This window comes from Bacillus cereus, from assembly GCF_015071065.1.
In the GTDB taxonomy this organism is placed as follows: domain Bacteria; phylum Bacillota; class Bacilli; order Bacillales; family Bacillaceae_G; genus Bacillus_A; species Bacillus_A cereus_BA.
The window spans coordinates 706,968-731,531 of the sequence record NZ_VOVA01000001.1; the positions used below are offsets into that span (position 1 = coordinate 706,968).

Sequence of the window (24,564 nt, forward strand, 5' to 3'; positions counted from 1 at the left end):
ATTATTCCCCTTTGAAAGCACGTTTAAGCTTTCCGAATAAGCTATCATCCTGCTCTTCTTGCCCTGCAAATTCACGCAACAAATCTTTTTGATGTGAAGTTAATTTCGTCGGCACAACAACACGAACGACTACATATTGATCTCCTTGACCATATCCACGTACGTTCGGAGCACCTTTTCCTTTTAAGCGGAATTCGGTTCCTGTTTGTGTTCCTGCTGGAATTTTCAGCTTTACTTTGCCATGAACGGTAGGAACTTCTACTTCCGCACCAAGTGCCATTTGCGCAAATGTTAATGGCATTTCGCAAATAATGTGATCCCCTTCACGCTCAAAGAATTCATGACTTCTCACATGAACAACAACATATAAGTCACCTGCCGGTCCGCCATTTACGCCTGCTTCACCTTTTCCAGATACACGAATTTGTTGACCATTATCGATACCCGCTGGAATTTTGACATTGATTTTTTTACGTTTACGAACTTTACCAGAACCATGGCATGTCGTACATTTCTCTTTAATCATTTGACCTGTTCCTGAACAATGTCCACAAGCTTGACGGTTTACAATACGCCCAAATGGTGTATTTTGTTCTACACTTACTTGCCCTGATCCTGAACAATGTTTACATGTTTCTTTTGAAGTCCCTGGTTTTGCTCCACTACCCTTACAAGTATCACATGGATCCTCCACTGGAATCTCAACGTTTAATTCTTTACCAAAAATAGCTTCTTCAAACTCTAAAGTAACTTGATATTGTAAATCAGCACCTTGGCGCGGAGCATTTGGATCACGACGTCGGCCGCCACCACCAAAGAACGAACTAAAGATATCTTCGAAACCGAAGCCACCGCCGAAGTCTCCTCCGCCACCGAAGCCTTGATTTGCACCAGCATGACCAAATTGATCGTACTGCGCACGATTTTGATCATCGCTCAATACTTCGTATGCTTCTTGTACTTCTTTAAACTTTTCAATTGCATTTTCTTCTTTACTTACGTCTGGATGGTACTTTTTAGCCAAACGACGATACGCTTTTTTTATTTCATCTTTAGAAGCGCCCTTGCTAAGTCCAAGGACCTCATAATAGTCTCGTTTATTCATAAATTTGCAACCCCCGAATCTTTCACATAAACGTAATTTTAACACCGAAAGAAAGTGCTTTGCAACAAAGTTTCCTCACTTACAGTATGCAAAATGAAAAAATTAAGATCCTCACACATTTCTTCTTATTCGTGAAAAAAGCCAAAGTCAAGGCACGCTTGACTTTGACTTTTTGTCATCTTACTTATTTTATTTCACTGTATTACTTGTCTTCTTTTACTTCTTCAAACTCAGCGTCTACTACATTATCTTTTTTCGCGCCAGCGTCTTGTGCTCCTTGCGCACCTTCTGCTTGCCCTGCAGCCGCTTGAGCTTGCTCGTATAATTTAACAGTTAATTGTTGTACGATTTCTTGAAGAGCATCTTTTTTCACACGGATTTCTTCAAGTTCGTTTTTCTCGATTGCCGCTTGTAATGCTTCTTTCGCTTCCGTTGCTTTCGCTACTTCAGCTGCATCTACTTTACCTTCTAAATCTTTTACAACTTTGTCTGTTTGGAATACAAGTTGGTCAGCTTCGTTACGAAGTTCAACTTCTTCCTTACGTTTTTGGTCAGCGTCAGCATTTGCTTCAGCTTCTTGTACCATACGATCTACTTCTTCATCAGAAAGACCTGAAGAAGATTGGATTGTAATAGTTTGCTCTTTGCTTGTTCCTAAGTCTTTTGCACGTACGTTAACGATACCGTTTGCATCAATATCGAATGTTACTTCGATTTGTGGAATTCCACGTGGTGCTGGCGGAAGGTCTGTTAATTGGAAACGGCCTAATGTTTTGTTGTCAGCTGACATTGGACGCTCACCTTGTAGTACGTGAATGTCTACCGCTGGTTGGTTATCAGCAGCTGTTGAGAATACTTGTGACTTACTTGTTGGAATTGTAGTGTTACGCTCGATTAATTTCGTGAACACACCACCCATAGTTTCGATACCTAAAGAAAGTGGAGTTACGTCTAATAATAGAACGCCCTCTACATCACCAGTAAGTACGCCACCTTGAACTGCAGCACCTAATGCTACAACTTCATCTGGGTTTACACCTTTGTATGGTTCTTTACCAGTTTCACGTTTAATTGCTTCTTGTACAGCTGGGATACGAGTAGAACCACCAACAAGGATAACTTTATCTAATTCGCTTGGAGAAAAACCAGCGTCTTTTAATGCACGACGAGTTGGCTCTAACGTTCTTTCAACAAGACCAGCTGAAATTTCTTCGAATTTAGCTCTTGTTAACGTTAATTCTAAGTGTAATGGACCAGCAGCTCCAGCACTAATGAATGGTAATGAAATTTGTGTTTGTGTTACACCAGAAAGATCTTTCTTCGCTTTTTCAGCTGCATCTTTCAGACGTTGAAGTGCCATTTTATCTTGGCTTAAATCAATGCTATTTTCTTTTTTGAATTCAGCTACTAAATGATCGATGATAACTTGGTCAAAGTCATCTCCACCAAGACGGTTGTCACCAGCAGTTGAAATAACTTCAAATGTTCCATCTGCTAACTCAAGGATAGATACGTCAAATGTACCGCCACCTAAGTCATATACTAGAATTTTTTGTTCTTCATCTTGTTTTTCTAAACCGTAAGCAAGTGCCGCTGCTGTTGGTTCGTTAATGATACGCTCTACTTCTAAACCAGCGATACGACCAGCATCTTTCGTTGCTTGACGCTCTGCATCGTTGAAGTATGCAGGTACTGTAATAACAGCTTTCGTCACTGTTTCACCTAAGTACGCTTCAGCAGAAGCTTTTAAGTTTTGTAAAATGATTGCAGAAATTTCTTGAGGTGTATAATCTTTACCTTCAACTTCTACTTTATAGTCTGTACCCATATGACGTTTAACAGACATGATTGTATTTGGGTTTGTAATTGCTTGACGTTTCGCAACTTCCCCAACTTGACGTTCTTCATTTTTGAAAGCTACAACAGAAGGTGTTGTACGGTTTCCTTCTGGATTTGGGATAACCTTTGGTTCTCCACCTTCCATAACAGCTACACAAGAGTTTGTTGTACCTAAGTCAATACCGATAATTTTACTCATAGCGAATCCTCCTACATTTATGTAAATTATTGATTTACTTTTACCATTGATGGGCGAATCACACGGTCTTTTAGTTTATAACCTTTTTGGAATTCCTCCACAACCGCGTTTGATTCAAACTCACTGTCTTCTACTTGCATAACAGCTTGGTGCTCATGAGGATCGAACTGTTTACCAACAGCTTCAATCGCTTCAACACCTTCTTTAGTCAGCGCTTCTAACAATTGACGATGCACCATTTCCATACCTTGTAATAAGGACTTCATTTGATCATCAGTTGCTTCCACTTGCATTGCTCTTTCAAAATTATCAAGAGCTGGCAGAATATCTGACACAAGACTTTGTGCTCTATATTTTTCAGCTGCCTGTTTCTCCATTTGAACGCGGCGCTTATGATTTTCAAAATCAGCTTGTAGACGTAGTGTGCGACCTTCCGTTTCCGTTAGTTTCGCTTGTAACTCATCTACTTTTTCTTGTAAAAGAGCAGCTTCACTTTTTTCTTCTACAGCTTCTTCACTGTTGTTTGGCGTGACAGCTTCTTCAACTTGTGCTTCTTTCACTTCTTCTACCACTTGTTCGTTACGCTCTTCCACAATTTTCACCTCCTTAAAAGGTATTAGGTATCACGCTTAGCACGATTACCTAAGCATTATATATTACACACAGCAATGAAATTTCCATCACTTGAGCGAATGTATTACTCTCATTTATTTTTTAAGTCCATCAGTAAATTGCCTTGTAAATAACTGCAACAAACTAATTACACGAGAGTATTGCATTCTCGTTGGACCTAAAATCGCAATTGTTCCAAGTTGCTCTTCTCCAATCGAATACGTTGCAGAAATTAAACTACAATCTTCCATAGCTATCGAAGAATTTTCCCTGCCAATTTTCACTTGAATACCTACTTGTTTATGACGCAAAATATCATAAAACTCAGCTTCGTTATCAATCATCGTCAGCAAGGATCTTACTTTTTGAATGTCATGGAACTCTGGCTGCGAAAGCATATTTGCTTTTCCTCCAAAGTATATCTTTTCCGATAAAGGAACTTGAAATGTACCATCTAACATTTTTATTGCACTATCGTAATTATGAACATACCCACGCAAGACTGTAACAATCTCTTTAAAGATTTTATTATGAAGTTCTGCCATAGGTATACCAGATAGCTTTTCATTTAAAATATTAACCATTTTTTCTAAATCTGATAAATCAACAGATTCCGGAACGGTAATCGTTTTACTTTGCACATGCCCTGTATCTGTTACAATAATAGCGACTGCTGTTTGACAATCAAGCGGTACAATTTGTACATTTTTAAGTTTATTTGTGCTCAATTTCGGACCAAGAACAATGGCCGTATAATTCGTAAGCTCTGATAAAATTTGAGCTGATTGTTGTGCAATTTTTTCTGCTTCAAAAATTCTTTCAGCAAATAAATCTTTAATTTGTACAATTTCATCAGTCGGTAAGTTTTGTGGCGCTAAAAGATGGTCTACATAAAAACGATACCCTTTTTCAGAAGGAACACGCCCAGAAGAACTATGCGTTTTTTCAATAAATCCTAGTTCCTCTAAATCAGCCATTTCATTTCGAATAGTAGCTGAACTAAACGTAATTTCATCTTTCTTAGCCAACGTCCTCGACCCAACTGGTTGCGCTGATCCAATAAAGTCATCAATAATTGTTTGTAAAATTAAGAGCTGACGTTCCGTAAGCATCTCATCATCACCTCTGTTAGCACTCTTTGTCTTCGAGTGCTAAATCTATTAATAACTTACCAAAATTGACATTCAATTGTCAACGGAAACGTCACGAAATAATGAAAAATTTTCACGTTTATGGAACATTTAATTAGTCAATCAAAAATGACTGGAACACTTCATTCCCTAATAATTTTCCTTTTCGTGTTAAACGCACATATCTAGCTCTCTCTTCAAGCAATCCTTGTTCTTGATTGCTTTGTAACTGCTTCGCGAAAACTTGATCCATCTCCATGTTGAATTTCTTTTGGAACGCTATTTTAGACACACCTTTTGTTTTTCGAAGTCCTAAAAACAACTCTTCTTCCATTTTTTCCTTCTCAGTCACTTCATGAACATCTAAATAAGGAAATCCTGTTTCATCAATTTTCGTGAAATATCGCTTGAGTGGTCCTACATTTTGGATACGCTCTCCATTTACATAACTATGCGCTCCAGCTCCAAACCCATAATACTCTTCATTATTCCAGTATGTGAGATTATGTCTACTTTTATTGTCACCTTTTGAGAAATTACTAATTTCATACTGGTTATAACCATGTTTCTCCATTTCATCCATTACCATTTCGTACATTCTCGCTTCATTGTCTTCACCTGGAAGACGCAATTTCCCTTTATTCATTAAGTTATAAAACACTGTTTTCGGTTCCACAATTAATGAATATGCCGAGAAATGTTGTACACCAAGCGTAAAAGCAATGTCTAATGTTTCCTTCACATCTTCTATCGTCTGTCCTGGCAAAGAATAAATAATATCTACATTAATATTTTTAAAACCTACTTCCTGTGCTTCTCGAATTGCTACAAACGCATCTTCCCTCGTATGCTTGCGTCCAATTTTCTCAAGCAGTTCATCACGAAACGTTTGTACACCAAAACTAATTCTGTTCACTCCACCTTCTAACAATAAGTTTAACTTCTCTTTCGGTAAATCTCCTGGATTCGCTTCAAATGTTAGTTCGCAATTCGGAGCAAACGGACGTAAACGACGATTAATAATATCGAGTAGCTTTTTTGTCTGTTCCATATTTAACGCTGTCGGAGTTCCCCCGCCAACAAAAATCGTTTTCATACTATCAAACGGCACTTTTTGAACCGTGTTTATTATTTCCTTCTCTAAATACTCTAAATATTGATCAACCGGCTGGCGTTCAATAAATACTTTATTAAAATCACAATAGTGACAAATATGCTGACAAAATGGAATATGAATATATGCAGCTTGTACCAAATATAACTCCTACCTTTCTAAAAAGAAAACCTCCGAGCTCCGGAGGGTCCTTTACTTTTATAACGTGTTACGAATTTGTTCCATTCGCATTTTCCCCCAATCATACATCATTTCAACGATTGGCAAAAGCGACATACCTAATTCCGTCATATAGTACTCAACTCGCGGAGGGATTTCCGGGTATACTGTTCGATTAATAATCCCATCCTCCATCAACTCTTTTAATTGATTCGACAACACTTTATGAGAAATGCTCGGGAATAGTCGCTGTAATTCACTAAAACGATGAGGCCCTTCCACACCGAGGTGCCACAATATCACAACTTTCCACTTCCCACTAATAATAGAAAGCGTCAATTCCTTTTCACAATTAAAATTACCATTTTGTATTTTCTCTCGAATATCTTTTCGAATATTTTCGGACATTAATAATCTCCTAACTCTATATCACTCACTAAAAAGCTCTCTCACTATTGTAAATGAGAGATGCTAAGATGTCTAAAAAGTAGCATACAAAAAAAGAAGCCGAACGAACGGCTTCTACTTTTATCCCGATTGGTGCGGGCTAATAATTAGCGAAGAATAGAAAAATCCCCACTAATTATAGTTTCACTCTATTAGTTATCATCCATTTTCAGTACAGCCATGAATGCTTCTTGCGGCACTTCTACAGAACCAACAGACTTCATACGTTTTTTACCTTCTTTTTGCTTATCAAGAAGTTTACGCTTACGAGAAATGTCACCACCGTAACATTTTGCAAGTACGTTTTTACGCATCGCCTTAATTGTAGAACGAGATACAACTTTATTTCCGATAGTCGCCTGAATTGGCACTTCAAACTGCTGTCTTGGAATTAATTTCTTTAATTTCTCTACAATTACTTTACCACGGTCATACGCTGAATCACGATGTACAATAAATGATAAAGCATCCACTTGTTCATTATTTAAAAGAATATCCATTTTCACAAGTTTAGATGGTTTATAACCAATTAACTCATAGTCAAATGATGCATATCCTTTCGTATTTGATTTCAATTGATCGAAGAAATCATATACGATTTCTGATAACGGGATTTCATATGTCAATGTAACACGTGTTTCATCTAAATATTGCATATCGATAAACGTTCCACGTTTCCCTTGGCAAATTTCCATTACAGCTCCAACATAGTCATTCGGAACCATAATTGCAGCCTTCACAAACGGCTCTTCTACACGATCGATAGACTGTGGATCTGGCATATTAGATGGATTATCAACAATAAAATCTTCACCGTTTGTTAAATACACTTTATAAATAACGCTTGGCGCTGTTGTAATTAAGTCAATCTTGAATTCACGTTCAATACGTTCTTGAATAATCTCCATGTGAAGCAGCCCTAAGAAACCACAACGGAAACCAAAACCTAAAGCTTGAGATGTTTCAGGCTCAAATTCAAGAGCAGAATCATTCAATTCTAGTTTTTCTAACGCATCACGTAAGTCGTTATAACGTGCAGAATCGATTGGATATAAACCACAGAATACCATTGGGTTTAATTTACGATATCCTTTTAACGGCGCTGCAGCCGGACGCTTCGCATGTGTAATCGTATCACCAACACGTGTATCGCCTACATTTTTAATAGATGCTGCCAAGAAACCTACATCACCTACTGTTAACTCGTCACGTTGCGTTGTTTTTGGTGTAAACACACCTACTTCTGTTACTTCAAATTCTTTTCCAGTTGCCATCATACGTACTTTATCGCCAACTTTTACCGTTCCATTTACAACACGGATATATGCAATTACACCGCGGTACGGATCATATAAAGAGTCAAAAATCATACATTGTAACGGTTCTTCTGAATCACCTGTTGGAGCTGGTACCTTTTCAACGATTTGTTCTAAAATATCTTCAATACCAATGCCAGCTTTCGCTGAAGCAAGTACAGCTTCCGATGCATCTAAACCAATTACATCTTCTACCTCTTGACGTACGCGTTCTGGGTCCGCACTTGGCAAGTCAATTTTATTAATAACTGGTAAGATTTCTAAATTATTATCAAGCGCTAAATATACGTTCGCTAATGTTTGCGCCTCGATCCCTTGCGCTGCATCGACAACAAGAATTGCACCTTCACAAGCCGCTAAACTACGAGATACTTCATACGTAAAGTCGACGTGTCCTGGAGTATCGATTAAGTGAAGAATATATTCTTCACCGTCTTTCGCTTTATACGTTAATTGTACTGCATTTAATTTAATTGTAATACCGCGCTCACGCTCCAACTCCATAGAGTCAAGCAATTGCGCCTTCATTTCGCGCTGTGCCAACGCGTTTGTTTTCTCCAAAATACGGTCTGCCAACGTTGATTTCCCGTGGTCAATGTGAGCAATGATGGAGAAGTTACGAATTTTGGACTGTCTTTTTGCTCTTTCTTCTTTATTCATCTATGTTCTCAACTCCTAATAGTCTCGCCAATATACACTAGCACTGATTATATCAATAGAGCAGCAAAGATTCAATGAAAACTCGTGCTGCTTACAATACAAATCACTCTATCTATATCTTATGCGAACAAACCATAAGAGACAAACCCTTTTCAAATTAAAAAATGGCTGTCTTACAAACCGGTAAAACAACCGTCTCCCGTGTTACTCTTAGCTAAAAATCCCTTTTATTTTCCCAACAACTATATCCGTTCCGAATTTTGTCATTTCATAAGTAACATTTGCTATCGCCGTCCCAATACCTTCTACAACATTAAAACTTCTTAAGCTTTCTAACTGTTTTTGTTTTTCAATAGCCGAAAACGTCTCTCCCAAAATTTCCGATTCAGCCCCAGCGCCTTCTGTTCCTGTCATATGAGCAATTTGTTCATATGACAGTTGACGATACCCCTTCATACTTTTCAGACCATGATTAGCGAGTCCCACTCCAGCTATCATCATCAGCAAACATAAGACTGTACCGCATATACATAAAAGCGTAAATCGACTCAAACTATTTCTGCCTCTTTCCATCAATGTGTATATGCCCCTGTATTATCTTGATCAATCTGATGATGCAGTGCTGCATTTAAACCGCTTGCTATTACATTTGCCATATCCTCAATAAACGCATCTACTTCTTTTGGAGTTACCATTAAATTATGACCAAGAGGAGATAACACTTCATAAATCAACTTTCTCTTTTCTTCTTCTTCTAACGTACCAATAGCTCCTAAAAACATATTTCGACTCTTTTCATCCGGCATATCTTCTTCTGTTAATTTTTTCTTTTCTCCAAATGTAAAACCTGCTGGTAATAAAGAGCGTGACGGTTTGTTTCCTTCTTTCAATTCCCGGCCAAAATGTTTCAAAATAAAATCAATTGTATCACTCGTAATCGAAACGGCATCTACCACAGTTGGCACACCAATTGCGATAACGGGAATACCTAATGTTTCTTTACTTAGTTCCTTACGCTTATTCCCAACACCAGATCCTGGATGAATTCCTGTATCAGAAATTTGTATCGTACTATTTACTCGTTCAATAGAACGCGCTGCTAATGCATCAATTGCAATTACAAAGTCTGGTTTTGTCTTCTCAATAATTCCGTAAATGACATCGCTCGTTTCAATCCCTGTAATTCCCATTACCCCTGGACGAATAGCACTAACAGGTCTAAACCCTTCTTCCACACTTTCAGGCTGCAATTTAAACAAATGTCTCGTCACCAGTACGTTCTCTACAACTATCGGTCCGAGTGCATCCGGCGTTACATTCCAATTCCCAAGACCTACGATTAAACAACTCGCTTCTTTTGAAACACCAACCTCTTCTAAGAAATAAGAAAATTCTTTTGCAAAAATACGCTCTACTTTTTGCTGAAGTTCCGTATCTTGTTGTCGTATACCTTGCACCTCAAGAGTTAAATAACTCCCAGGTTTTTTCCCCATCGACTCAGATGCTATTTCATCAATCGTTACTTTTGTAATTGTAACTCCCTCTTCTTCCCTCTCTTTTACAATAACTCCCTGTATCCCTTTTTGTTCTTCTTGGCGCTCTTGCAGCATTTGGTGCGCCTCTACAGCCAGGTCAGTTCTAACACTATATTTACTTAAATCTAATGTTTCTTTCATCGTATCTCCTCCGTAATTCATAGTAAATATCGTTAGATTTCCCCAAGTTATATTAGGTCATTCTTTCCTTTACGTGAAATTTCATTGATATACTATTGCAATTCTCTTCACCGTTTGATAAAATATCACTTGTTCTATGTAAGAATCGAGTCATTCGATTGCACCAGGGAGGTGAAAAGTATGGCAAACATCAAATCTGCTATCAAACGCGCTAAACTTAGCGAAGAGCGTCGTTCACATAACGCTTCTATCAAGTCTGACATGCGTACTGCTGTTAAAACTGTAGAAACTTTAGTTACTAATAACGATCTTGAAAATGCTAAAGAAGCTTTCAAAACTGCTTCTAAAAAACTTGACAAAGCAGCTCGTAAAGGTCTTATCCACCAAAACGCTGCAGCTCGTCAAAAATCTCGCTTAGCGAAACAAGTAAACGCGTAAGGCGTTTAAAAAACGATCCATTCGGATCGTTTTTTATATACACAAAAAAGTTCACGTACTAAGTACGTGAACTTTTTTGTGTCACTACATATGATTTAACCGCATTAAGAAAAACTCAAGCACAAGTTTCTTATCCATCTTTCCAGTCTTCATACTATAATCAGCTTCCGCTAGTTCTATAATAACTTTTTTTAATTCTTCAAAAGAGAAAACCTTCGTTTGATTCATCGCCAACTTTACCCGGTACGGATGTACACCAATATGGGACGCGATTTGATTTTGTCCGTAACCACGCTGTTGCAACTCTTTCACTTGATGTAGCAAGCGGAACTGACTTACTAATAACGCGAGCAGTTTAATTGGTTCTTCCTGCTGTGTAAATAATCCGTCTAAAATTTGCATCGCACCAGCGATATCTTTTTTCACCACTTTTTCTGTTAAAGCAAACACATTTTGCTCAACAGATTTCGGCACAAGTTCCGTGACAAGTTTTGGCGTAATTTCTCCGCCCATACCGACGTATAACGTTAACTTGTCCATTTCCTTCGCCAACATTGTTACATTACTTCCCACAAGCTCTAACAACAAACTAACAGCAGCATTATCAATATGCACATGCACCTCATCCGCACGAGAAACAATCCACTTCTGAACATCCTGCACTTGCATCGCATGTGCTTCTATTACATCCGCTGTTTTCTTTAATAGTTTTGTAATTTTTTTTCGTTCGTCTAATTTTTCATAAGGCGCAACAAAAACAAGAATAGAAAAAGGAGATGGCTCCCCAATATATTCTTCTAAAATTTTTATATTTTGTTCTAATTTTTCTTTTTGTGCCGTTAAAAATAATGGTGATTTTATTAATATAACTTTAAGCTCTCCAAAAAAGGGAAGCGTACGCGCATCCTCAACTACCTCTTCTAAATACGCTTCTTCCAAATCGTATGTCACAACATTAAACTCTCGATCTTCCTCTTCAAGCGCTTCCGTTGTAATAAGTTTTATCGTTTCATTTATAAAATAGGCTTCCGTTCCATACAGTACATACAACGGAGCGAACTGTTTCTTTTTAATCTTCTTATGTATATCACTCATATTTTTTCCTACTCCCTAACTTGGCAATATATATTTATACTAATGCCCTAGCTTTTGTTTTACAAGTACAAAGGGACGGGCTTTATAACCCGCCCCTTTATTTATATAAAACGCCACGCAATAAGCCCCGGATTTCTTATTGGTGTGCGGTAATCACCTTCCCTTTATTATTTACAATAATAATCTTAGTATAAGTGCCAACTGTTAACATGATTGGAAATGAAAAATTCACGCTACTTAACTAACTAGAAAAAGTATACAAATACTCTATTTCACTTCATATGGAAATTGTAGATTTTTTTCTGACAATATTTTATACTAAAATGGAATGTTGGGGAGGGATTCTAAATGAATGATTTTGAACAAAACGTTCAAAGTAAACGCAATGACGCTATTGATTCAGGGGTAGGATTTATCGTCTCATTTGGTTTTTTCGCAACACTTTTCATTATTGCAACTGTTATTAAATTCATCGGTTCTTAAAGGCTGCCGCTTAACGGCAGTCTTTTTTTTCATCTTCTATGTGTTTCATCATATGTGATTTTACTTTGAAAGGTTCCTTTTTCTCCATTAAAAACATAGGAAATAGCACCTTGCTTATCCGTACGCCATATATCAATACCCATCTTCTTAAAACGCTCTATAACCTCCTTATGCGGGTGCCCATACCTATTACGCTCTCCCACAGAAATAATCGCTACACCGGGCTGTACAAGGCTTAAAAAAGGATCTGTAGACGATGTTTTACTCCCATGGTGGGCAACTTTTAAAATATCAGCCCGCAAATCAGGATATGTCGATACTATAAACTTTTCTCCTTCTTCTTCTAAATCACCCGTAAATAGCCATGTTAGTCCTCCTAGTCTGGCCCATAGTACAATCGAAGAGTCATTTTCTCCCTTTTCTTTCCCCTTTGGAGCTAATATGAAAAATTCCGCTTCATTTACCCTCCAACCTTCCCCTTCTCCTACTACACTTATCTTCATGCTCTTTTCTAACGCCTTTTTCTTCACTACTTTTTCCAATACAGCATCTTGTTCCTTTCTCCCAAATACAACTTCTTTTACAATAATAGATGACAGCAAATCCAGCGCAGCACCTATATGATCCGCATCTCCATGCGTTACAATTAATTTATCAATCGTTTTTATACCTTCTTTTTGTAAAAAAGGAACAAGAATATCATGCCCAACAGAAAATTCATGCTTTTTCTGTTGCCACGCCTCCTTCTTGACAGGAAGGGCTCCACCTGTATCAATAAGATAAACCTCTTTATCGTACGGGAGTCGAATTAATATTGCATCTCCCTGTCCAACATCAAGAAATGTAACACTCCCACTTTCGCGAAAATATGGATATACATAGTGACAAGTACTAATAAAAAGAAACACACCCACAACTATGCACAAAATTTTTTTCGTTATTACTCTTTCCCAAATCACAAATATACTAACGATACTAAAACAATATATAGCCACAAGAAATAAATGAGTTTGACCAAAAGTAAATCGGATGAGAGGGAAACTTTCACAGTAACTTAAAAAATCATTAGAAATGGTTAAACATAATGAAAGTATATATGCAATTCCTTTTGCGAAAAATGGAATAACCGGCATACATATAAGAATAATAATGCTACACGGCAATACAATAATGGATAGAAAAGGAACATATATAAGATTGAGGAAAATGCTATAAGGAGAAAAATAACCAAAATGATATAACAAGATGGGGGTACTAGCGAGCTGTGAAATTATAGAAATGTAAATAGAATTTCGAACTACCCCATTACTACGCCCTAATAATATCGGCGCAGATAGTAGTAAAGAAAAACTACCTACAAATGAGAATTGAAATCCAATGTTGAAAATAAGATACGGATCGTATATAAGCATACATATAGCTGTTATACTTAAGGCGTCTAGACTAGATAAGCGAACAGAGCACATGAAAGCTACCAACAATAAAACTCCTGTTATAGAAGCCCTCACAACAGATGGCGACGCCCCCGCTATGATCATATACAGAGGAATGCAAACGATAAGGCATACTGTTGCTGTCTCTTTCGTCACACCACTTCTTAGTAAAACAAAATACATTATAACCATTAATAATACGATATGCGATCCTGAAATTGCTAACAAATGTATAAGACCAAATTGTTGATATTGTTCTTCTACTTCAAACGTCATTTGTTGTCGATCTCCAAATAGTAATGCGTTCATAAATGCACCTGATTGTTCTGGGAACATTTCTGTAACTTTCGAGATTGTTTGTTGCCTGAGAAGGAAAATCCATTGCACGAGTGACAACGATGTTTTTTGACATTCAGAAATGTATGTCACATCAAATATAAAATGTATTTTTTGCTGATATAAATAATTACGATAATCAAAAACATGAAAATTCCGGGCAGTTTGTGGTTCTTTCATCTCCCCTTTAAATGTACACGATATACCTGCATGTAATTGTTGCAACTGCTTCTTTTCCGAAGCAGATTGTATTTTATAATTTAATTGCACTAAATTTTTATTCTGATCCTCAATTTGAAAAGAGAGACGATCCCCATTAATTAGAGGTGTATTTTGCACGACCCCTCTTGTAACTTCGTAGGACCCCCCTAGCGGCCTATTTAGACTCTGAACATACGTGGTGTACATAGCGCCACTAAAACACGCTATTATACAAAAAATGAAGGTTTTACGCGAAGTACGATATAAACAAAATAAAACATAACAAACGAAACAACAAGCAGTCAACAAATGCAATGCGGAAAAGGTAATTGCAATCCCAATTATAAACGAGATTGCAACATAGCCCCATTGTCCATTCAACTCATACTCACTCCTTATAGCATCATTTTCGCTTTAGTGAATACACGTTGTAATTCTTCCATTGATAAATTATCTTTTTCTAAAGATGTGAATAGTTCCTTTAGCTGCAAATGACGCTCTTGTTCCTCTAGCAATGTAATATCATATTCTAGCGGAACGTGCTTTACTGTTACACTCGCTTGTTCAAATAACTCTATGGCATACGGATGATTTTTATAATCCTGTGCATAATAAACTGCTGTAACACCACTTTGAATAATCGCCTTACAACACTGCAAACAAGGAAAATGTGTGACATAAATTTCCGCTTCCTCTGTTTTCACGCCAAACTTCGCACATTGTAATAAAGCATTCATTTCCGCATGAATTGTACGAACGCAATGATTATCAATGACATAGCAACCATCGTCTATGCAATGTACACCACCTTTAATTGAGCCGTTATATCCACCAGCAATAATTCGTTTATCACGAACGATTGTCGCTCCTACCGCAAGCCTTGTACATGTACTACGTAAAGATAGTAGATGGCTTTGCGTCATAAAATATTGATCCCATGAAATTCGTTCCATATTTTTCACCTTCTTTTTTGTCTACTTGTAGTGTAGCGAAAAAAGAAAAACTTCGTCAATCTTTTACGGAATAATAATTTGATCTTTTATTTTCTCTAAAGACTTCGCACCAATCCCATCAATTTCTAATAAATCTTCTATTTTCTGAAACGGACCATGTTCTTCTCGATATTTCAAAATACTTTCCGCTTTCCTAGAACCAATGCCTGTTATTTTTTCAAGTTGCTCTTTAGAAGCTGTATTTATTTGCACTTTACCCTCGCTTTTTGAAAAAGTAGCTCCTTCTTGTACTGGCTCATTCTTGTTAGGAACATAAAGAAGCATTTGGTCTTGAACCATTTGCGCCAAATTTACTTTCTTCCCATCTGCATCCGGCAACAAACCACCAGCTTTTTCAACCGCCTCCTTCACCCGGTCCCCTTCCTTCATTTCATACACACCCTCTTTAAAAACCGCCCCTTTCACATCAATTATAATTATTTTTTTCTGCTCCTTTGTATCCAATACTTTCGGTTTACTTTTTTTCTCCACATCTTTCGCTTGAACTTCCGTTGTAATGAGCGATTGCTCTGTTTGCTGATTCGTTTTCCAGAAAAAAAGAAAAATCAAAGTGCCAATAATAACCACTAATCCCAACCATTTTTTCGGAAAATCCCACATCATTTTACACCTCTAATCATAAATTTATAACATCATTCATATTGTTTAGGAGAAAGCTGTTACGAAGGAGGGATGAAACATTGAACATAGGAATTATAGGGACAGGGAACATGGGGAATATACTAATCGATGCATTTTTAGAAACCCGTGCTGTCAAACCTTCGTGCCTTACTATTATTAATCGGACGCCTGCCAAAGCATATCATATAAAAGAAAAATACCCTTCTGTTCACTTAGCCAAAACAATCCAAGAGGTAATCGAACAATCCCAGCTTATTTTCATTTGCGTAAAACCGATAGATATATACCCTATTCTACAAAAATACGCTGACCATTTTTCAGACGAAAATTGCTTGGTTTCTATCACAAGCCCCATATCTCCATCACAATTAGAAACACTTGTACCTTGCCACGTCGCTCGTATCATTCCAAGCATCACAAACCGCGCCTTATCCGGCGCATCACTATTTACATTTGGAAATAACTGCTCTGAAGAATGGCAACAAAAACTACTTCGTCTATTCAAAAACATTTCTACTCCCCTTGTTATAGAAGAAGATATAACGCGCGTTTCATCTGATATAGCAAGCTGCGGCCCTGCTTTTTTTAGTTATTTATTACAACGTTTCATTAACGCTGCCGTAGATAAAACAAATATTACACACGAAGAAGCCACTACTTTAGTAAGTGAAATGGTCATTGGAATGGGGAAATTACTTGAAAAAGAAATTTTTACATTACCTACTTTACAAGAAAAGGTATGCGTTAAAGGCGGTGTTACAGGAGAAGGTATTCGTATTTTAGAAGAACACGTTGGGGATATGTTTCATAAATTAATCGAACGGACACATGAGAAATTTGATGAAGATTTAAAATGCGTTGAGCAGCAATTCAATAAACACACATAATAAATACGCCATCATAATCCCAAACCCTTTTTATTAATACTTATCTTTTTCATGCTACATTTTCACTAAAACTAGCATTTTTACACTTTACACATATCATCTTTTTATTTTTCTAGAACTAAAACTACATCTTTTCTATAAAACAAAAGCAACCATATCGGTTGCTTTTGTTTTATCCATTCTTCTTCGCCATAAAAAAGATGCGCTCTGTTTGCTCTGTCACTTCAATTCGTTCAAAGTCACCTGTGACGCGAAGTACTGTAAACCCGGCTTCTTCAAGCCATTTTGTTAACACTTCAACCGAATATGCACGCTGCACGTGACATTCGTCAAAACGATGATACACATCTTCTTCTGAATCTTGTACAAAGAATGTCAAATCATGTTCCACACTATCTGATTCTTCTCCAGGGAAGCAGTTCCAAATAAGTGATATTTCTTCGCCGTTCACTGTATATGTTTCATTTTGAAATACGTGATGTATTTTATATAAAGAGTGTACATCGAATAAAAACAAGCCGTCCTGACGTAAATGGTGGAAAACTCTTCTAAATGTTTCTTGCACTCCATCTTCTTGCAATACATAATTTAATGAGTCACAAAAGATTGTCACACAATCAAATTCACCAGGAACATCGAGCTCTCTCATGTCTTGTTGGTAAAAAGGAATAAAATAACCTTCTCCCCCCAATTTTTGCTGTGCGACAGTTAACATTTCTTCCGAAAGATCTACACCAATTAAATCATAACCTTTTCGCACAAGCGGAAGTGTTACGTTACCAGTTCCACATGCTACGTCAAGAATTTTTGCCTCTTTCATAGATGCCTGTTGTAAACTTTCCTCTGTGAATTCCACCCATTTATCATAAGGGACATCATTCATCAGTTCGTCATACAGCAAAGCAAATTGTTCGTATTTCATTGATCTAGCTCATCTGCAATATCTTCACGCGGCACATCGCCCCATAGACGCTCTAAATTATAGTGATTACGCTCATCTTTATGGAATACATGAGCAACCACATCACCAAGGTCTACTAAAACCCAACGCGCTTCATCAAAGCCTTCCATACGTTGTACGTTAATTTCGAACTCATGTGCCTTCGCTTTAATTTCACGTGCAATTGCTTGTACTTGCTTGTCTGAATTTCCGTGACAAATAATAAAATAGTCTGCAATCGGTGAAATACCTTGCATATTTAGTACAACCATATCTTCTGCTCTCTTATCATCAGCTGCTTTTGCCGCTAATACTAATAACTCTTTATCTTTCATTTATTAATTTCCTCCTTGATAACTGCATTGTATGTTTGGAATGTTAATGGATAAATCGTTTGATCTTTTTCCATTAAAAATTGAATTGTTCGCTTTAAAGCAAACAGTAAAGCTTGATTTATATCTTTGTATGCGAGTTTCCTCGCTTCTTCCACACCAGGAAACTTACGTCCCGGTTCAATGTAATCTGCTACATAAATAACTTTATCTAACATTGTCATTTTTTCATGACCACTTGTATGATATGTAATAGCTTGTAGAATTTCAGGATCAGTAATGCCTACTTCTTTTTCTACTAAGTATGCCCCAACAGGTGCATGCCATAACTCTTTGTTATAGTGCAGTAGATCCTTCGGCAAAGCTTCTCTCTTAATAATCTCTTCCATTTCTGGAATCGCTCTACATTTTGCATAATCGTGAAATATAGCAGCCGTCTCTGCCTTTTTCTCATCTACACCATATAACCGAGCAAGTTCAATCGCTGTTTCCATTACACCAATCGTGTGTATATAACGTTTTTCATGCATTTGTTGTTTGACAATACTAAGTGCTTCCTCACGATTCATACAACCCATTCCTCTCGATATATACCTGTACTGTTTCAGGGAGTAAATATTTGCACGTTTTCTTCGTCATATATCTCTCCCGTAACAGAGAAGAAGAAACTGCAAACTCCGGAATTTCCACTTTTACGATATCATAAGGCGTATGTAATGTATAACCTGGTCTTGCAACTCCAACAAAAGTCACAAGCTTAAGTAACTTTTCAATGTTATACCACTTCGGCAAGTACTCAACCATGTCTCCGCCAATAATAAAGTGAAACTGCATATCCGGATACTTCTCCGTTAATTGTACCATAGTGTCGTACGTATAAGATGGGCCTTCTCTGTCTAGCTCTTCTAAACAAATTGAAAAGTATGCTTCTTCCTCAGTCGCTATTTGCAGCATGTTTAATCGACTTTTCACACTCGTAATGTTACGTCCTTGCTTGTGCGGTGGAATTTGATTCGGCAAAAACCATACCTCTTCCAACCCTAAAGCATGATACACTTCATTTGCAATTAACAAATGCCCATTATGAGGTGGATCAAACGTGCCACCAATAATGCCAATTTTTCTCAAAAGAAACGCCCCTTCCTTTTACATACAGCAACTCTCCCCATAAATATTGGAAGAGAGCCTACTGTTAATAAAAGTTCAATTGATTTCACTCTCTATCTATCAAGCGTCAATTATGGAAATAATTTACGTGATTTTTTATCCTGCTATTTGCCAACACCTCAAAAGTCACTGACAATAACTAGGTTAGATGGGAAATTAACTGCACACAAAAGCCCAATTGGTGACGGCTAAAAAACACAAATTAAAGTTTCAATTTATCGTGGAAGCTTAATTTGCTTATTTTCTCTTGATTCTTTGTATAAAACAATTGTGCTTCCGATTACTTGAACGATTTCAGCTCGTGCACCTTGTGCAAGCTCTTCTGCAACTTCACGACGATCAAATTCACAGTTTTGTAATACGCTCACTTTAAATAGTTCACGAACTTCTAATGCTTCTCCAATTTGTTTCACCATATTTTCATTCACGCCACCTTTTCCAACTTGAAAAATCGGTGTTAAATGATGTGCCTTTGCACGTAAAAATCTTTTTTGTTTTCCTGTTAACATATACTTAGCCTCCAAGCTCTCTCATTACTAATTGTTTCATTCTATCAATATTCGGCACACATCCTGTCCACATTTCAAATGCAAGTGCACCTTGATAAACGAACATATCGATTCCATTTTGAATTATTGCACCTTGTTCTTTCGCATCGCCTAAAATTTTCGTCTCAAATGGATTATAAATAATATCAGAAACAATCGTTCCTTGTTGCAATGAACGAATTTCCAGCGGCGTATACTCAACATGTGGATGCATACCTATCGTTGTTGTTTGGATGATGATATCATATTCCCCTTGATTTTCTGCTGCACATTCTAACGATAGAGCATGCGAATTAACATTTGCCATGCACCCAGCGATAAGATTTTCCGCCTTATCTCTCGTACGATTAGCAATATCAATTTCTTTCACACCTACATCTGCAAGCGAGAAGTAAATAGCTCGACTAGCACCACCTGCACCGATTAATAAAATACGTTTCTCTTGAAGTGGATCTTCACTAATTGACTGCAGGGCACGAACAAAACCAATTCCATCTGTATTATACCCAATCAATTTTCCATCTCGATGAACTACTGTATTTACCGCACCGATTTGCCTTGCTAGCGGGGCAACCTCATCCAAGTACTCCATAATTGCAACTTTATGCGGAGTCGTTACATTAAATCCTGAAATACCTAATGCTTTCAAACCTTTTACTGCTTCCCCTAGCGCTTCTTCTTCTACAAGAAACGCATGATAATGGGCATCCATATTCAAGTGTTCAAATGCATCGTTATGCATAACGGGTGATAATGAATGTCCAATTGGATTTCCGATTACACCATATAATTGTTTCATAAATCCCTCTCCATATTAAATTAAAGATTTACGTAATGAAACACTTACTCCTTTTGGTACATGAGCAACAATTTTCGCTCCTGATTCATTTACAGTAACCCAGCCCAATCCAGAGAATACAACATCCGTTTTCGGCTCACGAATATTAAATTCATATTTCACAAACTCAGGCATATTTTCTAATTCTTCTGGTGTCGGTGGATTCAATAATTCTCCAGCGTGTTTTTCGTACAATTCATCAGCCTTTTCAAGCTTTGTACGATGGATTGTTAAACGGTTTGAGAAATGACAAGTGAATGCACGACGGCCCCCACTTACATAATCAAATCGTGCTAATCCACCAAAGAATAATGTTTGTTCTTCGTTTAATTGGAATACCATTGGCTTAACTTCTGTAGTCGGTGTAATAAGCTTTAAGCTTTGTTTCCCAACATAATGAGCCATTTGATGATGATTAATAATACCTGGTGTATCGTATAAAGATGATGTTTCGTCTAATGGGATATCAATTAAATCAAGCGTTGTTCCTGGGAAATGTGATGTTGTAATTACATTCTCAGTCTCATCACTAAATTCTTTAATCATACGATTAATAAATGTTGATTTACCAACATTCGTACATCCAACAACGTATACATCCTTACCATCGCGATACTCTTCAATCGCCTCAGCAAGTTCCACAATACCTTGTCCTTTAGCAGCACTAATTAAAAAGACATCTTCGGGTTTTAGTCCCAACTGTTTTGCACTATAACGCATCCAATGTTTTACTTTATCAGGCTTTACTGACTTTGGAATTAAATCCGCCTTATTCCCAACTAACAACACTTTATTATTACCTACAAAGCGATGTAATCCTGGTAACCAGCTGCCATTGAAATCAAAAATATCTACGATTTTAACTACTAATGCGTCCGTTTGTCCAATTCCATTTAAAATACGAAGGAAGTCATCGTCTGTTAAAGATACATCTTGAATTTCGTTATAATGTTTCAAACGAAAACAACGTTGACAAATTACTTGTTCTTTCTCTAATGATGATGCAGGAGCGTATCCTACTTCATTTTTATTTTCTGTTTGAATTTCTACACCGCAACCAATACATTTAATTGTTTCAGTCAAACTTTATTCCTCCCAATTAATTAAGCCTTTTTTCTTCATGTTTCTCATAATTCTTCGTTCAATTTTTCGATTAAATCGTGTCACCAATCCGTCCGTTTGCGCTACCGGTACAACTAAAATTGTATGAAGTCCCACACGATTCCCGCCGAGCACATCCGTTAGTAACTGATCTCCAATTACTACAACTTCATCTGGCTGCAGGTGCATCTCTTGTATCGCACGCTTAAATGCGCGAACAAACGGTTTGCGCGCACTATGAATAAACGGAATACCTAATGGGTCAGCGAAGTCTTTAACGCGTTGCTCGTTATTATTTGAAACGACCGTTACTTGAATATCATTTTCTTTCATTTTCAAAAACCACTCTTCAAGCTGTGGTGTTGCGTTTGGACGATCCCATTCAATTAAAGTGTTATCTAGATCAGTAATAACTCCTTTAATTCCACGTTTTTTCAAATCTTCTGGTTGAACATGATATACATTTTTCACATATTCATTTGGTAAAAATAACTTCAATTTCTTTCACCTCTTTGAGGATTTTCTATAAAATTTTTCGACAACATTTTTCGATAGATAACCTGTGGATAAACTTGTACACACTTTCCACATTAATTTTTCAGCCAATTCGGAATTTACTAACATTCTATACACATTTTATCCACCGAGGTATGTGGATAACCTCTTGTTTGTGACTGTCCTATTTTTTTGGTACATTAAATGCAACAACGAATCAATCCTTATATTATTAGGAGGTGACTCACCTTGAAAACAAAACATATGGAACAGTTATCTACTGATTTACTCACTGAGTCTTATTATAAAGCAAAAGAACTAAAATTAAATCCCGACTTCATTTTACTTATAAAACAAGAAATTATTAGACGCTCGTTAGAGGACAAGCTCGTCAAATCTTCTTGAGTACATATAGATTGCTGATCGACCTGTAAAAAGAGCCATCCTGCGATGGCTCTCGAATAAACAAGTACTCCCATCTAGGGACTTCTTCATTAAGCATCTTTGTCCACATTTCTTAATTAGAGCTTCATAAGTATATTATAAAATCTTTTCTTTACTTATGAGATACTCGGGTTGCAATTTTTTCACCAAGACGCAGCTCTTGCCCACTTGTCAATTCCTGCACTGCTTTAATCATATCTTTTTCAAATAATAAAACAACTGTTGAGCCAAATGTAAAGTATGCCATCTCTTCACCTTTTTGAACAGTACTTCTTTCATGAAGGAGCTCGATACTATTAACAAACATAGCACCTACTTTTACAAGCGCCATATGTTCGCCTTCACTATTTACTTCTGTAACAGAGCGATAATTTTTTGACAATGGTTCTTTCCCATACTCCATACCCGCTGCATTTACCGGATATGATTTTCTGCCGAGTACAAATCTTTCAGTCACAGAGCCAGAGAGTGGGCTATGAATACGATGATAATGACTTGGACTCAAATAAATTACCATATATGTACCGCCTGCATATCGCTTTGCACGCTCTTCATTACCTAGCATATCCACAATTGAATAACGCTTTCCTTTTATATTGAATGTTTTTGTATCCTCAATAGGACCTTGATCAGCAAAAACACCATCAACAGGACTAACGATACTCGATGCATCAGTATCAATACTACGCTTTCCTTCTTTTAGCCTACGTGTAAATAAATCATGCAATGTTCGATATTCTTTCAAACCCTTTTCCATCTCATCTTGATTAATTTGAAAAACTTTCGCATACGATGGAATAATGATAGAGCTCAAACGAGATTGTGCAAATTTACGTAATATATAAGAAGTAAAACGACCATTTGTAAGTTCGATCATAAGTCGATATAATGTCCGTCGCAAATTACGAAACCTCCTAATCAGCCTATAACTTTAGTTTCCCCTTCTTTTCTCTCTATATCATATGTAAAATTGGTTCTTATTCCCACATATAGAATGGAGCCGCCTCGTTATACACGAAGAAAAACTAAGTATAATTTTTATTCTTAAATTGTTTAGCACCTTCTAATATTACAGATAGAACCCGCCATTTTCAACAGTGAACATGTATTTCTTCTTAGAACAGCTCGTTTTCTTTCCGTTTTTCCGAAAGAAAAGCAGCCACTTTTAGAGTGTAGCTGCCTACAATATACATTATTCTTTTGCCTTTTTCTCTTTCTCAGCCCGCACAAATTCGTGGAACATTTTCATTAAAGCACGCTTTTCAATTCGCGATACGTAGCTTCTTGAAATACCGAGTGCCTTCGCAATCTCTCTCTGTGTTTTCTCTTTATCAAGCCCCAGTCCAAAACGCTTCACAATTACTTCTTTCTCTCGTTCGTCTAAAATATCGATATACTCTTTAATTTTTTCTAACTCCATACTAAGCTGAATCATATCAATTACATCTTCAGATTCTGATTTTAATATATCAATAAGCGATATTTCATTCCCCTCTTTATCTTGCCCGATTGGATCATGAAGTGAAACGTCTTTTTTCGTTTTCTTCAGCACACGTAAATGCATCAAAATTTCATTTTCGATACAGCGCGCTGCATATGTTGCAAGCTTAGTTCCTTTCCCCGCTGAATAGCTTTCAATCGCTTTAATAAGCCCAATGGTACCAATTGAAATTAAATCTTCTGCATCTTCACCGGTGTTTTCGAATTTTTTAACAATATGAGCTACAAGCCGTAAATTATGTTCAATTAAAAGATTTCTCGCTTGAGCATCACCTTGCTCCATTAACTCTAAGTACTTTCTCTCATCATCTGATGATAACGGCTGCGGGAACGCATTGTTCTTCACATAAGAAACAAATACAAACACTTCTCGAACCATATATCCAATTGCGGCGAATAGACTCAAACCTTTCACCTCCGCCAAAATAGTGGTCT

At 37.1% G+C, this 24,564-nt stretch carries 27 protein-coding genes; 4 read left to right on the forward strand and 23 right to left on the reverse strand.

Translation table 11 applies throughout. The features are described 5' to 3' along the window. Position 1: 1 nt before the first annotated feature. The 9 genes from dnaJ to gpr form a co-directional block, all read right to left on the reverse strand. On the reverse strand, positions 2-1,105 hold the full coding sequence (gene dnaJ, locus FT637_RS03725) for a chaperone protein DnaJ (RefSeq protein ID WP_193645166.1): 1,104 nt from the start codon (positions 1,103-1,105) through the stop codon (positions 2-4). Positions 1,106-1,307: 202 nt separating this feature from the next. After that, positions 1,308-3,143, reverse strand: a complete 1,836-nt coding sequence (gene dnaK, locus FT637_RS03730; protein ID WP_193645167.1) for a chaperone protein DnaK — start codon at positions 3,141-3,143, stop codon at positions 1,308-1,310. Positions 3,144-3,169: 26 nt separating this feature from the next. Next, positions 3,170-3,736, reverse strand: a complete 567-nt coding sequence (gene grpE, locus FT637_RS03735; protein ID WP_193645168.1) for a nucleotide exchange factor GrpE — start codon at positions 3,734-3,736, stop codon at positions 3,170-3,172. Positions 3,737-3,850: 114 nt separating this feature from the next. Continuing rightward, the gene (hrcA, locus tag FT637_RS03740) at positions 3,851-4,867 is read right to left on the reverse strand and encodes a heat-inducible transcriptional repressor HrcA (RefSeq protein ID WP_193645169.1); all 1,017 of its coding nucleotides are present in this window, start codon (positions 4,865-4,867) and stop codon (positions 3,851-3,853) included. A 133-nt stretch (positions 4,868-5,000) separates the two neighbouring features. Next, the gene (gene hemW, locus FT637_RS03745) at positions 5,001-6,140 is read right to left on the reverse strand and encodes a radical SAM family heme chaperone HemW (protein WP_193645170.1); all 1,140 of its coding nucleotides are present in this window, start codon (positions 6,138-6,140) and stop codon (positions 5,001-5,003) included. 57 nt (positions 6,141-6,197) lie between these two features. Continuing rightward, positions 6,198-6,566 carry a winged helix-turn-helix transcriptional regulator gene (locus tag FT637_RS03750; protein ID WP_193645171.1) on the reverse strand — a complete coding sequence of 123 codons (369 nt, stop codon included), beginning with the start codon at positions 6,564-6,566 and terminating at the stop codon, positions 6,198-6,200. Between the two features lie 191 nt (positions 6,567-6,757). Beyond that, the gene (gene lepA, locus FT637_RS03755) at positions 6,758-8,581 is read right to left on the reverse strand and encodes an elongation factor 4 (RefSeq protein WP_193645172.1); all 1,824 of its coding nucleotides are present in this window, start codon (positions 8,579-8,581) and stop codon (positions 6,758-6,760) included. Positions 8,582-8,791: 210 nt separating this feature from the next. Then, positions 8,792-9,154, reverse strand: a complete 363-nt coding sequence (locus FT637_RS03760) for a YqxA family protein (RefSeq protein WP_193645173.1) — start codon at positions 9,152-9,154, stop codon at positions 8,792-8,794. Further along, on the reverse strand, positions 9,154-10,257 hold the full coding sequence (gene gpr, locus FT637_RS03765) for a GPR endopeptidase (protein WP_193645174.1): 1,104 nt from the start codon (positions 10,255-10,257) through the stop codon (positions 9,154-9,156). Before gpr ends, FT637_RS03760 begins: the two co-directional genes overlap by 1 nt. Before the next feature lie 180 nt (positions 10,258-10,437). Here gpr and rpsT point away from each other — a divergent pair, with 180 nt between their 5' ends. Next, entirely contained in the window at positions 10,438-10,695 is a 258-nt protein-coding gene (gene rpsT / locus FT637_RS03770; protein ID WP_002088694.1) for a 30S ribosomal protein S20, read from the forward strand. 84 nt (positions 10,696-10,779) lie between these two features. Here the strand turns inward: rpsT and holA are convergent, their stop codons facing one another. Beyond that, positions 10,780-11,790: a DNA polymerase III subunit delta gene (gene holA / locus FT637_RS03775; protein WP_193645175.1), complete on the reverse strand. Its 1,011-nt coding sequence runs from the start codon at positions 11,788-11,790 to the stop codon at positions 10,780-10,782. Between the two features lie 348 nt (positions 11,791-12,138). Here holA and FT637_RS03780 point away from each other — a divergent pair, with 348 nt between their 5' ends. Then, complete coding sequence (locus FT637_RS03780) at positions 12,139-12,273, forward strand: YqzM family protein (RefSeq protein WP_000997609.1); 135 nt, start codon at positions 12,139-12,141, stop codon at positions 12,271-12,273. A 29-nt stretch (positions 12,274-12,302) separates the two neighbouring features. Here FT637_RS03780 and FT637_RS03785 read toward each other — a convergent pair whose 3' ends face one another. The 3 genes from FT637_RS03785 to FT637_RS03795 all read right to left on the reverse strand — a co-directional run bounded on the left by FT637_RS03785 (position 12,303) and on the right by FT637_RS03795 (position 15,859). Beyond that, the gene (locus tag FT637_RS03785; RefSeq protein ID WP_193645176.1) at positions 12,303-14,624 is read right to left on the reverse strand and encodes a DNA internalization-related competence protein ComEC/Rec2; all 2,322 of its coding nucleotides are present in this window, start codon (positions 14,622-14,624) and stop codon (positions 12,303-12,305) included. A gap of 14 nt (positions 14,625-14,638) precedes the next feature. Next, positions 14,639-15,196, reverse strand: a complete 558-nt coding sequence (locus FT637_RS03790) for a ComE operon protein 2 (RefSeq protein WP_193645177.1) — start codon at positions 15,194-15,196, stop codon at positions 14,639-14,641. A 63-nt stretch (positions 15,197-15,259) separates the two neighbouring features. Then, entirely contained in the window at positions 15,260-15,859 is a 600-nt protein-coding gene (locus tag FT637_RS03795) for a helix-hairpin-helix domain-containing protein (RefSeq protein ID WP_193645178.1), read from the reverse strand. A 77-nt stretch (positions 15,860-15,936) separates the two neighbouring features. Here FT637_RS03795 and comER point away from each other — a divergent pair, with 77 nt between their 5' ends. Further along, positions 15,937-16,764 carry a late competence protein ComER gene (gene comER, locus FT637_RS03800; RefSeq protein WP_193645179.1) on the forward strand — a complete coding sequence of 276 codons (828 nt, stop codon included), beginning with the start codon at positions 15,937-15,939 and terminating at the stop codon, positions 16,762-16,764. 172 nt (positions 16,765-16,936) lie between these two features. Here comER and FT637_RS03805 read toward each other — a convergent pair whose 3' ends face one another. The 8 genes from FT637_RS03805 to FT637_RS03840 form a co-directional block, all read right to left on the reverse strand. Then, a complete protein-coding gene (locus FT637_RS03805; RefSeq protein ID WP_002111917.1) occupies positions 16,937-17,686 on the reverse strand; it encodes a class I SAM-dependent DNA methyltransferase in 750 nt (249 codons plus the stop codon). Then, positions 17,683-18,039 (reverse strand): ribosome silencing factor, encoded by a 357-nt coding sequence (gene rsfS, locus FT637_RS03810; RefSeq protein ID WP_000653209.1) that lies wholly within the window; start codon positions 18,037-18,039, stop codon positions 17,683-17,685. The genes FT637_RS03805 and rsfS overlap by 4 nt, the downstream gene beginning before the upstream one ends. Then, on the reverse strand, positions 18,036-18,605 hold the full coding sequence (gene yqeK / locus FT637_RS03815) for a bis(5'-nucleosyl)-tetraphosphatase (symmetrical) YqeK (RefSeq protein ID WP_193645180.1): 570 nt from the start codon (positions 18,603-18,605) through the stop codon (positions 18,036-18,038). Before yqeK ends, rsfS begins: the two co-directional genes overlap by 4 nt. Continuing rightward, positions 18,595-19,164, reverse strand: a complete 570-nt coding sequence (locus FT637_RS03820) for a nicotinate-nucleotide adenylyltransferase (protein ID WP_193645181.1) — start codon at positions 19,162-19,164, stop codon at positions 18,595-18,597. Before FT637_RS03820 ends, yqeK begins: the two co-directional genes overlap by 11 nt. A 254-nt stretch (positions 19,165-19,418) precedes the next feature. Then, positions 19,419-19,712, reverse strand: a complete 294-nt coding sequence (yhbY, locus tag FT637_RS03825; RefSeq protein ID WP_000955223.1) for a ribosome assembly RNA-binding protein YhbY — start codon at positions 19,710-19,712, stop codon at positions 19,419-19,421. A 4-nt stretch (positions 19,713-19,716) separates the two neighbouring features. Further along, on the reverse strand, positions 19,717-20,550 hold the full coding sequence (gene aroE, locus FT637_RS03830; RefSeq protein WP_193645182.1) for a shikimate dehydrogenase: 834 nt from the start codon (positions 20,548-20,550) through the stop codon (positions 19,717-19,719). 15 nt (positions 20,551-20,565) lie between these two features. Beyond that, complete coding sequence (gene yqeH, locus FT637_RS03835; protein WP_193645183.1) at positions 20,566-21,672, reverse strand: ribosome biogenesis GTPase YqeH; 1,107 nt, start codon at positions 21,670-21,672, stop codon at positions 20,566-20,568. Positions 21,673-21,675: 3 nt separating this feature from the next. After that, positions 21,676-22,188 (reverse strand): YqeG family HAD IIIA-type phosphatase, encoded by a 513-nt coding sequence (locus FT637_RS03840; protein ID WP_097830635.1) that lies wholly within the window; start codon positions 22,186-22,188, stop codon positions 21,676-21,678. Between the two features lie 246 nt (positions 22,189-22,434). Here FT637_RS03840 and FT637_RS03845 point away from each other — a divergent pair, with 246 nt between their 5' ends. Then, positions 22,435-22,590: a sporulation histidine kinase inhibitor Sda gene (locus FT637_RS03845; protein WP_002015226.1), complete on the forward strand. Its 156-nt coding sequence runs from the start codon at positions 22,435-22,437 to the stop codon at positions 22,588-22,590. Between the two features lie 151 nt (positions 22,591-22,741). Here FT637_RS03845 and FT637_RS03850 read toward each other — a convergent pair whose 3' ends face one another. Further along, positions 22,742-23,530, reverse strand: a complete 789-nt coding sequence (locus tag FT637_RS03850; RefSeq protein ID WP_070144915.1) for a phosphatidylserine decarboxylase — start codon at positions 23,528-23,530, stop codon at positions 22,742-22,744. Between the two features lie 291 nt (positions 23,531-23,821). Further along, positions 23,822-24,535: an RNA polymerase sporulation sigma factor SigK gene (gene sigK, locus FT637_RS03855; protein ID WP_000051382.1), complete on the reverse strand. Its 714-nt coding sequence runs from the start codon at positions 24,533-24,535 to the stop codon at positions 23,822-23,824. Positions 24,536-24,564 lie beyond the last annotated feature (29 nt).

Bases quoted from the DNA above. Each gene is read 5' to 3' on its own strand.
- dnaJ (WP_193645166.1), bottom strand. From the start codon at position 1,105: ATGAATAAACGAGACTATTATGAGGTCCTTGGACTTAGCAAGGGCGCT.
- dnaK (WP_193645167.1), bottom strand. From the start codon at position 3,143: ATGAGTAAAATTATCGGTATTGACTTAGGTACAACAAACTCTTGTGTA.
- hrcA (WP_193645169.1), bottom strand. From the start codon at position 4,867: ATGCTTACGGAACGTCAGCTCTTAATTTTACAAACAATTATTGATGAC.
- FT637_RS03750 (WP_193645171.1), bottom strand. From the start codon at position 6,566: ATGTCCGAAAATATTCGAAAAGATATTCGAGAGAAAATACAAAATGGT.
- lepA (WP_193645172.1), bottom strand. From the start codon at position 8,581: ATGAATAAAGAAGAAAGAGCAAAAAGACAGTCCAAAATTCGTAACTTC.
- FT637_RS03760 (WP_193645173.1), bottom strand. From the start codon at position 9,154: ATGGAAAGAGGCAGAAATAGTTTGAGTCGATTTACGCTTTTATGTATA.
- gpr (WP_193645174.1), bottom strand. From the start codon at position 10,257: ATGAAAGAAACATTAGATTTAAGTAAATATAGTGTTAGAACTGACCTG.
- rpsT (WP_002088694.1), top strand. From the start codon at position 10,438: ATGGCAAACATCAAATCTGCTATCAAACGCGCTAAACTTAGCGAAGAG.
- holA (WP_193645175.1), bottom strand. From the start codon at position 11,790: ATGAGTGATATACATAAGAAGATTAAAAAGAAACAGTTCGCTCCGTTG.
- FT637_RS03780 (WP_000997609.1), top strand. From the start codon at position 12,139: ATGAATGATTTTGAACAAAACGTTCAAAGTAAACGCAATGACGCTATT.
- FT637_RS03790 (WP_193645177.1), bottom strand. From the start codon at position 15,196: ATGGAACGAATTTCATGGGATCAATATTTTATGACGCAAAGCCATCTA.
- FT637_RS03795 (WP_193645178.1), bottom strand. From the start codon at position 15,859: ATGATGTGGGATTTTCCGAAAAAATGGTTGGGATTAGTGGTTATTATT.
- FT637_RS03805 (WP_002111917.1), bottom strand. From the start codon at position 17,686: ATGAAATACGAACAATTTGCTTTGCTGTATGACGAACTGATGAATGAT.
- rsfS (WP_000653209.1), bottom strand. From the start codon at position 18,039: ATGAAAGATAAAGAGTTATTAGTATTAGCGGCAAAAGCAGCTGATGAT.
- yqeK (WP_193645180.1), bottom strand. From the start codon at position 18,605: ATGAATCGTGAGGAAGCACTTAGTATTGTCAAACAACAAATGCATGAA.
- yhbY (WP_000955223.1), bottom strand. From the start codon at position 19,712: ATGTTAACAGGAAAACAAAAAAGATTTTTACGTGCAAAGGCACATCAT.
- aroE (WP_193645182.1), bottom strand. From the start codon at position 20,550: ATGAAACAATTATATGGTGTAATCGGAAATCCAATTGGACATTCATTA.